At 62.7% G+C, this 9,452-nt stretch carries 9 protein-coding genes; 7 read left to right on the top strand and 2 right to left on the bottom strand.

Features of this window, described 5'->3' with window-relative positions; translation table 11 throughout:
* The first annotated feature begins 213 nt into the window (after nucleotides 1-213).
* A complete protein-coding gene (locus tag ACZ7GZ_RS41110) occupies nucleotides 214-339 on the top strand; it encodes a hypothetical protein (RefSeq protein ID WP_471032708.1) in 126 nt (41 codons plus the stop codon).
* On the opposite strand, the gene ACZ7GZ_RS41105 is transcribed toward ACZ7GZ_RS41110, so the two are convergent.
* Nucleotides 332-496, bottom strand: a complete 165-nt coding sequence (locus tag ACZ7GZ_RS41105; protein ID WP_471032706.1) for a hypothetical protein — start codon at nucleotides 494-496, stop codon at nucleotides 332-334. The two genes, ACZ7GZ_RS41110 and ACZ7GZ_RS41105, sit on opposite strands and share 8 nt — an antisense overlap.
* Before the next feature lie 200 nt (nucleotides 497-696).
* Nucleotides 697-1,137 carry a helix-turn-helix domain-containing protein gene (locus tag ACZ7GZ_RS41100; RefSeq protein WP_471032709.1) on the bottom strand — a complete coding sequence of 147 codons (441 nt, stop codon included), beginning with the start codon at nucleotides 1,135-1,137 and terminating at the stop codon, nucleotides 697-699.
* 645 nt (nucleotides 1,138-1,782) lie between these two features.
* Here ACZ7GZ_RS41100 and ACZ7GZ_RS41095 point away from each other — a divergent pair.
* From ACZ7GZ_RS41095 to ACZ7GZ_RS41070, 6 genes are all read left to right on the top strand, one after another.
* On the top strand, nucleotides 1,783-3,759 hold the full coding sequence (locus ACZ7GZ_RS41095) for a KedN5 family methylcobalamin-dependent radical SAM C-methyltransferase (RefSeq protein WP_471032703.1): 1,977 nt from the start codon (nucleotides 1,783-1,785) through the stop codon (nucleotides 3,757-3,759).
* Between the two features lie 5 nt (nucleotides 3,760-3,764).
* The gene (locus tag ACZ7GZ_RS41090) at nucleotides 3,765-3,893 is read left to right on the top strand and encodes a hypothetical protein (protein ID WP_471032702.1); all 129 of its coding nucleotides are present in this window, start codon (nucleotides 3,765-3,767) and stop codon (nucleotides 3,891-3,893) included.
* 127 nt (nucleotides 3,894-4,020) lie between these two features.
* Complete coding sequence (locus ACZ7GZ_RS41085) at nucleotides 4,021-5,148, top strand: aromatic ring-hydroxylating oxygenase subunit alpha (protein ID WP_471032701.1); 1,128 nt, start codon at nucleotides 4,021-4,023, stop codon at nucleotides 5,146-5,148.
* Between the two features lie 417 nt (nucleotides 5,149-5,565).
* The gene (gene ahcY, locus ACZ7GZ_RS41080; RefSeq protein ID WP_471032698.1) at nucleotides 5,566-7,002 is read left to right on the top strand and encodes an adenosylhomocysteinase; all 1,437 of its coding nucleotides are present in this window, start codon (nucleotides 5,566-5,568) and stop codon (nucleotides 7,000-7,002) included.
* A 140-nt stretch (nucleotides 7,003-7,142) separates the two neighbouring features.
* The gene (gene metK, locus ACZ7GZ_RS41075) at nucleotides 7,143-8,351 is read left to right on the top strand and encodes a methionine adenosyltransferase (protein WP_471032695.1); all 1,209 of its coding nucleotides are present in this window, start codon (nucleotides 7,143-7,145) and stop codon (nucleotides 8,349-8,351) included.
* Between the two features lies 1 nt (nucleotide 8,352).
* A complete protein-coding gene (locus ACZ7GZ_RS41070; protein WP_471032693.1) occupies nucleotides 8,353-9,336 on the top strand; it encodes a carbohydrate kinase family protein in 984 nt (327 codons plus the stop codon).
* The last annotated feature ends 116 nt before the right edge of the window (nucleotides 9,337-9,452 follow it).

Raw genomic sequence — 9,452 nt, 5'->3', positions numbered from 1 at the left:
ACTCGGGTATCGGACCCCACGAGAGGTCCACGACGACTACCTGAATCAGCAGCTCGCCGCATGAATTAGCCAATAAGCTGCTGTACGGAAACCGCGGGGCCCCTCACATGGATCCGTGGGCACTGGTCAATCGAAAACAAAATCCACTGGGTCCGCGACGTCACCTACGACGAAGACCGATCCCAGATCCGAACCGGCACCGGAGCCCAAGTCATGGCCGCCCTACGCAACGCCGCCATCGACGCTCTACGACTCACCGGCGTCACCAACATCGCCGCCGCCAACCGCAGTCACGCCCGCGACAGCACCCGCCCCCTCACACTGCTCGGCATCATCTGACGACGACTTTGCCGGGATCCTGGGTGATCCGGGGATGGTCGGTCAGCCAGTCGCGTGTGGACGCCGACGTGTGGCTGGACAGGTTGTTGGTGATGACGATCATCTGCCCCGGTGCGTGGTCACCTTCGAGCAGGGGCCAGGAAGTCCTGGTAGCCAAGGTTGTTGCGGCTGGACGCGCACATGGTCACCGCATGCCCATCGCTTACCCGCAGGCCGCCGTAGACCAGGTCTTGTACGGGTCGCGCCAGTACTCGACTTCTTCTTGACCATGCGCCCGTCGCTGGTCCAGCCAGGCGGATTGGGATACTTGCGGGGATCAGCGGGCCGAGTTCATCGGCGCACACGACGGTCGCGTCGTCAGGCGGATTGGTGTACAGCTCGATAACAGCTGTCCTTTTGGGACGAACTCGGGATCGCGCGACACCGCCCACGAACGCATTCGCCGCCACCGGATCCCTTCGGCCAGCAGAACTCCTTCGCGCCTGCGAGCGCCTGATCGCGATCCCGATGTCCTGAGCAGGCCGTCGAGGGTCCACACGGCGACAGTGGAGTTCGGGCCGGCCTGCTCGAGGGGTGTCTTGTGCCCAGTTGCACTGTAACCGGCCCGGCGGCACCGCGGCCCACCGGCGCGATGATCTGCGACCGCTGTCGTTGGGTGATACGCGGTTTACGGCCCCGACCGCCGCGGTGCCCGTCAACACCTTCGGTGTTGAACCAGTAAGTCCAGGTACGCGTTGTTCGCCGATCCCAGCCCAGCTCGACGGCGATCTCCGGTACCGATTTCCCCGACTGGGACATGGCCACGACGATGGAGCCCACCATCCAGTCCGCGTGCCGGGCGGTGGAAAGCTTACGCAGCTTGGTTCTTCCTCGTCATCGACGGAGGCACGCGCATACACAGGACTGGACATAGCCGGAGTCCTTCCACACCAGAAGGTCCGCCACGCTACCATTACGCTCATATCGGGCATAGCACCGCGATCACCCGATTGAGGAATTACGCGCTAGCCTGTCCGCCATAAACCGCGATCACGACGCGTCTTGGTTTCGTCCGCACACCAGCTGCTTCCGATAGCTCGGCCTGCCAATTCGTGGGGTCGGCGTGCGCCAACGGCCCCGCGCTAAAACGGCTGCTCGGTTCCGTGTTCCGCAGTACGGAACGCCTGGTTGCCCGTGAGGGTACAGCCGTAGAGGCTGTACCCGGGCAGAATCACTGCTACCGACGCCGTAAGCAACCAGCAGCCGTTTCGGCTTCGCAGCGTCGTACGACGAGGGCAAGGGCGCACCTATGACCCAGATCTTCTTAATCCATCACCAGGATCGCAGAGGCGACGGGCACAGAAGCGCGGGGAGTTGCCGCCCATCTTCTCTCGCCAGCCCGTACTCCCTATTTCCTGTCAGGCTGAAGTCGTTGTTTCCGGGCATCAAGAAGGGGGGATTCGCATGATTCATGACTCTACCAAAGCACGGGTGTCATTGGTCCAACAGGGCGTCTGGAATATGCCGCTGGAGTCGATGCCGCTAGCGTCGGGGTATCTCAAGTCCACCGCGCTTGCTGATGATCGTGTTCGTGCGAACATGGAGATCACGATTCACAACTTTCGTGGCGGAAAAACGCTGCCAAAGATTGCTGATGAGCTCTTCGCGGACGGACCGCCGGACATCCTGGCGTGTTCCGTGTTCGGTTGGAACTACCGCGCGGCCGGTGCGCTGGCGGAGACGTTCAAGCAGCTGAACCCCGATGGTTGGGTGATTTTTGGCGGCACGCATGTGTCCCACCAGGCGGAACGGACGTTCCGAATGTTTCCCGAGGTGGATGTCGTCGTCAACGACGAAGGCGAATTCACCTTCCGTGACTTGCTCGTTGCGTACCTCGACGGGGTCGGGGTCGATACTCTCGGCGAGATCGAGGGATTATCATACAAGTCGGATGGCAGAGTCTTCACCACGACGGCTCGAGACCGCATCCTGAACCTCGATGATATTCCGTCGCCAGCGTTGACCGGCGCGATCGAGATGTCCGACGCGGAGGGGCGGTTCCGTTACGACGTTGCGTTGATGGAGACGAATCGCGGCTGCCCTTATAAGTGTGCGTTCTGTTACTGGGGTGGTGCTGTCGGCCAGAAGGTTCGAACCTTCTCCAGAGGACGTCTGCGGGCTGAACTGGAGCTTTTCGCCAAGCTCGGCGTTCATACGATCGTGCTTTGTGATGCCAATTTCGGTTTGCTGCCTGGGGACAAGGACTTCGTTGAAGATCTGATCGAGATTCGCGATAAGTATGGATTTCCCAGGTCGTTGGAGACCTCGTGGGCGAAGAATAAGTCCAAGATGTTCTATGACATTGTCAGCACCATGAAGAAGGCCGGCTTGCGCTCCTCGTTCACCTTAGCACTACAAACGCTCGACGTTACGACCCTGGGCCTGATGAATCGCAAGAACATGAAGGTCAACGCGTGGAAGGACCTTGCCGCCTGGTTGCGTAAGGAAGGTATGGAGTGCTACGCCGAGCTTATTTGGGGCGCGCCCGGGGAGACGGTGGACTCGTTCATGCACGGTTACGACCAGCTGGCCCGCGACGTGTCCCGGATTGCCGTGTACCCGATGCTGTTGTTGCCGAACACCGACTATTCGGACAAGAAGGCGGAGTTTGGGATCGTGTCGGTGCGGGGTGACACCGACGATTTCGAGTACGTACTGGCTACCAACACCATGAGCTTCGCCGACAACCGCAGGGTGCAACGCTTCGGGTTCTGGGCCAGGGTGATCGCCGAGAATGCGGTGTTCCGCGGCGTCTGGATCGCCTTGCGTGAGCTGGCGGGGATGACGCAGTCGCAGGTCCTCCTCAACTGGGACGATTGGATCAGAGAGGTCGACGACCCGGCTGCTGAGCCGCTGCGCATCGCGTGCGAGGCCGGTGCGCTGGACAAGACTAGTGGGGCAGTCACCTACATGTATGCCGAGCCGGAGGCCAAACGCCTGGTGTGGCGATGGTGGGCAGAGAACATCCGGCCAAATCTGGCGCCGGAGGTTGCCCCACTGGCCGAGGAGATATTCCGTTACGACATGCTGACCCAACCCATCGTCCAAAAGCTCGGTCCGTCCTGTCCTGAGGACGACCTGCCGCTGGTGTCGGTGCGTGGCGAAGATTATTACTTGCGTCAAGGTGTGGAATTGGCATTCGATGTGCCTGCCATCGTCGCGGCGCTGAAGGCAGGACAGAAACCCGACGCCCGTCCAGCAGTAACAGTCCTTGACCTTTACTACAAGACCGACGCCGAGAACGCCATCCTCTCAGCCAACCATGAGACGATCATGCACTGCATGGGAATGACCGAAGCCCAGGTGGCTGCGCTGGCCGCTGTCACCCACGAGGCGAATCCGCTTGTCGAGTTAATCGGGGACAAGGGCGGCTGCAGCTAGGAACGATGGCACACCAGATCATTACCGAGCGGCCGACCGGTCGAGTGGAGCACGTGAAGGCTGATCTGTTCACCAACAGTCTGCCGCGCTGGTTCGACATCCATACAGTTCCGTTCACCGGCCAGCCCGGGTGACGCATGTCCCGTCAGTCCGTAAACCCTCGATGCCACAAATGGAAACCGCAGACCAAGGAAGCCGCGATAAGCCCACCCGCGATCCTGGACACTGGTATCTCTTGTCCAATAAGAAAGGAGCACAACCATGAGAATCCGCACCCCGAAGACACCGGCTCAACCGCAGGTAAAGAACAACGACCCAGGAGCCATGCTGTACTACGAGACCAGGACGCCCCGATTGCCATATCCCAACGGCTGGTTTTGCCTGGCATTGAGCAGCGAACTCCCCCCAGGACGCGTGCTCACTCGCCGACTAGCAGGCGAGGACATCGTCTTGTACCGAACCTGCTCCGGGCTACTACGAGCGGTACGCCCATTCTGCCCCCACATGGGCGCACACCTTGGTCACGGCGGCCGGATCGACGGAGAGAACATCGTCTGCCCATTCCATTCCTTCGCGTTCTCCCCTGCAGGGGACTGTGTCCGCACGGCGTACGGCACCCCCCCGCCGCCGAATGCGCGCCTGACTGCACTGGAAGCATGCGAAGTCGACGGCATCGTGCTCGTCTGGCGCCACTCTGACGGCGGTATGCCCGACTGGCAAATCCTCCCAGACATGCCACCGGATTTCCGTCCTGGAACACACCGCGTGTGTACCTTGATCGACCATCCGCAGGAGATGATGGAAAACCTCATCGACTTGGGCCATCTGGATTCAATACATCATTTTAAATACTCGGATGCACAACTAGAATTCAACAACACAACCATAGGCCTAACTTTAAGCGGTCACAGCCACATGGGATACAAAAATTCGCTCATCGCCTTTTCTTCGAGATTCGCCTTCCGGGCACAAGGGCTTGGCTGGGTTAATGTTAAGATCGAACTTCCGCCACTCCGCATACAAGTTGCGGCTTGGCTATTTTTCACCCCTATCGATCCGATTCGTGTCGAAATGAGGGTTGCGACGTCCGTCACCGGCATCCTAGGGCGCCGCTGCCCACCGTTTGCCGCTCGAATACTCGCAAAGATTGCTATCCGTCTCTTGCTGCGGGATGTAGGGCGAGATTTTCCGATCTGGCAAAACAAGATTTTTGTTCAACGCCCCAAACTAGCGAAAGGGGACGGCCCGGTCATGGAATTCCGTCGCTGGGCCGGACAATTTTACAGTTCCAGCCCGACAGATAACGTCACCACGACCGCACCGACGCAGAAGGAGAAAGACAGAGTCGATGAGCCAGGGCCATTGCGTATTCGGATGACTGGCCGTTGAGATGCGGATGTATGGGATGGGCTGGTGCGTAAGGAGCCGAAGTCAGTAATGATCAGAATTCGGATTCACAAGGGCGCAATGTAGCCTGCTGGGCCCGGCATTGGAGGCCGCACCATTCTATGCAGGATAGCCTTGAGATGCTGAACTGAGAGAACGAGCCCGGCATTCGTAAGTCATCTCTTAGCTGATCAATCCGCCTTTGACGGGAGCATGTTCGAATCAAAGGCGCAGGCTGGAAAGGCGCACCTGTAACAGCCAGCCTCGTCACTCTCGGATTTCCCCGATGCTACGAGTGACCGGAGCCGATCTACCTAGATTACGCGATGGTCGCTACAGGCCATTCCTATCCTCCTAATACAATACGTGACACTCATCCCTGATTCAGGAGCTCATGTGGCGCTACGGAACGCTGGGGCCTTGTCATTCAAGGTTGCCGACCTTTCGCTGGCCGAGTTCGGCCGCAAGGAGATCTCCCTCGCCGAGCACGAGATGCCGGGCCTGATGGCGATCCGCAAGGAGTACGCCGAGGCCCAGCCCCTCGCCGGCGCACGCGTCACCGGCTCCCTGCACATGACCGTGCAGACCGCCGTCCTCATCGAGACCCTGGTCGCCCTCGGCGCCCGGGTCCGCTGGGCGTCCTGCAACATCTTCTCCACCCAGGACCATGCCGCCGCCGCGATCGCCGTCGGCCCGAACGGCACTCCCGACGCTCCGCAGGGCGTCCCGGTCTTCGCTTGGAAGGGCGAGACCCTGGAGGAGTACTGGTGGTGCACCGAGCAGGCGCTGACCTGGCCGGACAGCCCCACCGGCGGTCCGAACATGATCCTCGACGACGGCGGTGACGCCACCCTTTTCGTCCACAAGGGCGTCGAGTACGAGAAGGACGGCAAGGTCCCCGGTCTGGAGACCGCCGAGTCCGACGAGCACCGCGTCATCCTGCAGCTGCTGCACCGCACCCTGGGCGAGAACCCCCAGAAGTGGACGCAGCTGGCTTCGGAGATCCGTGGGGTGACGGAGGAGACCACGACGGGTGTGCATCGTCTGTACGAGATGCAGCGTGACGGTGTTCTGCTGTTCCCGGCGATCAATGTGAACGACGCGGTGACGAAGTCGAAGTTCGACAACAAGTACGGCTGCCGGCATTCGCTGGTCGACGGGATCAACCGTGCCACGGACGTGCTGATCGGCGGGAAGACCGCGGTGGTGTGCGGTTACGGCGATGTGGGCAAGGGCTGTGCGGAGTCGCTGCGGGGCCAGGGTGCCCGGGTGATCGTCACCGAGATCGACCCGATCTGTGCGCTACAGGCGGCGATGGACGGTTACCAGGTCACCACGCTGGACGAGGTCGTCGAGACGGCCGACATCTTCATCACCACGACCGGCAACAAGGACATCATCATGGCCTCGGACATGGCCAGGATGAAGCACCAGGCGATCGTCGGGAACATCGGTCACTTCGACAACGAGATCGACATGGCCGGTCTCGCGAAGGTCCCCGGGATCGTCAAGGACGAGGTCAAGCCGCAGGTGCACACCTGGACCTTCCCGGACGGCAAGAAGATCATCGTGCTGTCCGAGGGCCGGCTGCTGAACCTGGGCAACGCCACCGGTCACCCGTCGTTCGTGATGTCCAACTCGTTCGCGGACCAGACGCTGGCGCAGATCGAGCTGTTCACCAAGCCCGACGCGTACCCGACCGGTGTCTACGTGCTGCCCAAGCACCTCGACGAGAAGGTCGCCCGCCTCCACCTGGACGCACTCGGCGTCAAGCTGACCACGCTGCGCCCGGAGCAGGCCGCCTACATCGGCGTCGAGGTCGACGGTCCCTACAAGCCCGACCACTACCGCTACTGAACGAGGACGGAGGAACGTCAGGTTTCTCGCCGCCCTGGTTTGGCCAGCACGGTGACTCACGGCGTGTACCGCGCCCAGCTCATGTGATGGGCGCCGCACATTTAGCTTATCCAGCAGCCGCTGCAACCACAGGGAGCGTTGTGTCCCGTCGCCTGTTCACCTCGGAGTCCGTGACCGAGGGTCACCCGGACAAGATCGCTGACCAGATCAGCGACACCATTCTCGACGCGCTTCTGCGCGAGGACCCGTCCTCCCGGGTCGCCGTCGAGACGCTGATCACCACCGGCCTGGTGCACGTGGCCGGCGAGGTGACGACCAAGGCCTACGCGGACATCGCGACCCTGGTCCGCAACAAGGTCCTAGAGATCGGCTACGACTCCTCCAAGAAGGGCTTCGACGGCGCCTCCTGCGGCGTGTCGGTGTCCATCGGGGCGCAGTCCCCGGACATCGCCCAGGGTGTCGACACGGCGTACGAGTCCCGGGTCGAGGGCGACGAGGACGAACTGGACAAGCAGGGCGCCGGCGACCAGGGCCTGATGTTCGGCTACGCGTCCGACGAGACGCCGGAGCTGATGCCGTTGCCGATCCGGCTCGCCCACCGCCTGGCGGAGCGTCTGACCCGGGTCCGCAAGAACGGCACGATCCCCTACCTGCGCCCGGACGGCAAGACGCAGGTCACCATCGAGTACGACGGCGACAAGGCCGTACGCCTCGACACGGTCGTCGTCTCCTCGCAGCACGCGAGCGACATCGACCTGGAGTCGCTGCTCGCCCCCGACATCCGCGAGTTCGTCGTGGAGCCGGAGCTGAAGGCTCTCCTGGAGGACGGCATCAAGCTGGACACCGAGGGCTACCGGCTGCTGGTCAACCCGACCGGCCGGTTTGAGATCGGCGGCCCGATGGGCGACGCGGGCCTGACCGGCCGCAAGATCATCATCGACACCTACGGCGGTTTCGCCCGCCACGGCGGCGGCGCCTTCTCCGGCAAGGACCCGTCCAAGGTCGACCGCTCCGCCGCGTACGCGATGCGCTGGGTCGCCAAGAACGTGGTGGCGGCGGGCCTGGCCTCCCGCTGCGAGGTCCAGGTCGCCTACGCGATCGGCAAGGCCGAGCCGGTCGGTCTGTTCGTGGAGACCTTCGGCACGGCCAAGGTCGAGGCCGAGAAGATCGAGAAGGCGATCGACGAGGTCTTCGACCTGCGGCCGGCCGCGATCATCCGCGACCTCGACCTGCTCCGCCCGATCTACGCCCAGACGGCGGCGTACGGTCACTTCGGCCGCGAGCTGCCCGACTTCACCTGGGAGCGCACCGACCGCGTGGACGCCCTGCGCCAGGCCGCGGGAGCCTGAGATGCGCATCGCCGTTACCGGCTCCATCGCCACCGACCATCTGATGAGGTTTCCGGGGCGGTTCGCCGACCAGTTCATTCCACAACGACTCGACCGCGTGTCTCTGTCCTTCCTGGCCGACATGCTGGAGGTCCGCCCAGGCGGGGTTGCGGCGAACATCGCGTACGGCCTGGGGCAACTGGGCCTCTACCCGATCCTGATTGGCGCTGTGGGCAGTGATTTCGATCCGTACCGGATCCGGCTGAAAGAACACGGCGTCGACACGGAGTCCGTGCACGTCAGCAAGAAACTGCACACGGCACGCTTCGTGTGCACCACGGACTGTGATCAGAACCAGATAGCGACCTTCTACATGGGCGCGATGGCCGAAGCCTGTACCATCTCGCTCCGCCCCGTCCTCGCCCGAAGCGGAGGGCTGGACCTAGTCGTCATCTCGCCCAACGCACCCGAGGCGATGCTGAACCACACCAGGGAATGCCGCGAGTTGGGGATCCCCTTCATGGCCGATCCCTCCCAGCAACTGGCCCGCCTCGACGGCCCGCAGGTGTGCGAGCTGGTGAGCGGCGCCCACTGGCTGTTCACCAACGAGTACGAGGCCGCCTTGCTCCTCGAACGCACCGGCTGGAATCGCGACGGCGTCCTCGAACGCGTGGGTGCCTGGGTCACGACACGGGGCGGCGCGGGCGTTCGCATGGACCGCGCCGGCCTGCCTCCCCTCATAGTCGAGGCCGTTCCCGACACTAGGATCATCGACCCGACCGGGGCAGGCGACGCCTTCCGGGCCGGCTTCCTGGCCGCCCTCAGCCACCGACTACCGCTGGCCGCCGCGGCCCGCCTGGGCTGCGTGATGGCGTCAACGGCACTGTCGGCGGTCGGCTCGCAGGTCTACCACATCGACCGTGAGCAGCTCCTGGTGACGGCTGCGCGTACCTACGGCACCGCTCACGCCCATGAACTGACCCCGGCTTTCGGCGGCACCTTATGACGGATTCCCGCAGCTCAGACTTCCGCCAGGCGCTCGCCACCCGTGTGGTGGTCGCCGACGGAGCCATGGGCACCATGCTCCAGGCCCAGGACCCCACACTCGAGGACTTCCAGCAG

This window comes from Streptomyces sp. NPDC037288 (assembly GCF_055603265.1).
Note: the sequence above shows the minus strand (reverse complement) of the source record. Positions and strands in the feature narration are given on the sequence as shown.